The 997-nt window shown below is 70.8% G+C and carries 2 protein-coding genes; one reads left to right on the forward strand and one right to left on the reverse strand.

All coding sequences use genetic code 11. From position 1 onward, the window contains the following. Window positions 1–477 (reverse strand): sigma factor (locus tag IH13_RS0106025; RefSeq protein ID WP_063837402.1); only part of this gene is annotated, 477 nt, incomplete at its 3' end. Window positions 478–768: 291 nt separating this feature from the next. On the opposite strand from IH13_RS0106025, the gene IH13_RS0106030 reads away from it, so the two are divergent. Next, on the forward strand, window positions 769–997 hold a 229-nt coding region (locus IH13_RS0106030), incomplete at its 3' end, for an STAS domain-containing protein (protein ID WP_158791061.1).

The following is a 997-nucleotide window of genomic DNA, read 5'->3' on the forward strand; positions in this document are numbered from 1 at the left end:
CCGGCGCCGGGCCTCGTCCCCGGTGACCCCGAGGTCGGCGGCGGCCTGGCGGTAGTCGCGGCGCTGGACGTACGCGAGTTCCAGGGCCGACCGCAGGGAGGAGGGCATCGAGGCCACGATGTAGTCGGCGCGGGCCGCGGCCGTGGCCTTGCGCACCCGGTGCTCCAGCTCCTGGTCGTGCGCGTCCCCGTCGTGGGCCGCGCGGAGCCGCTCCACCGACCGGTGGTGGGTGAGCCGTGCCACCCACGACCTCATCGGTCCCTGCTTGGGGTCGTAGGCGTCCGGGTTCTCCCAGATGTAGCCGAAGACCTCCCGGGTCACCAGGTCCGCCGCCTCCTCGTCGTCGAGCATGCGGTGGGCCTGGCTGTGCACGAGCGGGGCGAAGCGGTCGTAGAGCTCGCCGAGGGCCGCCGCCTCGCCACGCGCCAGCCGCTGCTGCATGCGGCGGTCCCAGCGTGGTGGTGCTTCCTTCGTCATCCAGCCCCCAGCCCTGTGCCCCTCGACACGTCGAATGTAGTCGGCGGCCCCGGGCGTCCACGTACCTTTGCACCAAGTACGTCCCCCGAGTGGCGCCAGATGATAGGGAAAACGTCACCTCTCGCCGTCCGCCCTTCCGGCAAACGATCACCAAATGATCATTTCTGTAGGAAACTTGTGCCGGGCCTATGAGCGCACGAGTGTTTCGGGGCCCCGGGGTGCGGGCAGCCGCGAGGAGGAACGGAAACTTCCGGATCCTCCGGATCCCGCCGGAACGAGAGGCCCAGTGGCGTGACGCTGAAGGTGGACGAGAGCGAGGAGGGCGCGTGGACCGTGCTGCGGATCCGCGGTGAGCTCGATCTGGCGTCCTCGCCCGCCGTGCGCCGGTCCGTCCACGGGGCCGTGGCCGAGGGCCGGCACGACGTGGTCCTCGACCTCTCGGGCGTCTTCTTCTGCGACTCCAGCGGTGTCAACGTCCTGATCGCCGCCCGCCGTCTCATGAAGTCCTGCGGCGGGGGGC

Source organism: Streptomyces sp. NRRL WC-3549, assembly GCF_000721935.1.
Classification (GTDB): domain Bacteria; phylum Actinomycetota; class Actinomycetes; order Streptomycetales; family Streptomycetaceae; genus Streptomyces.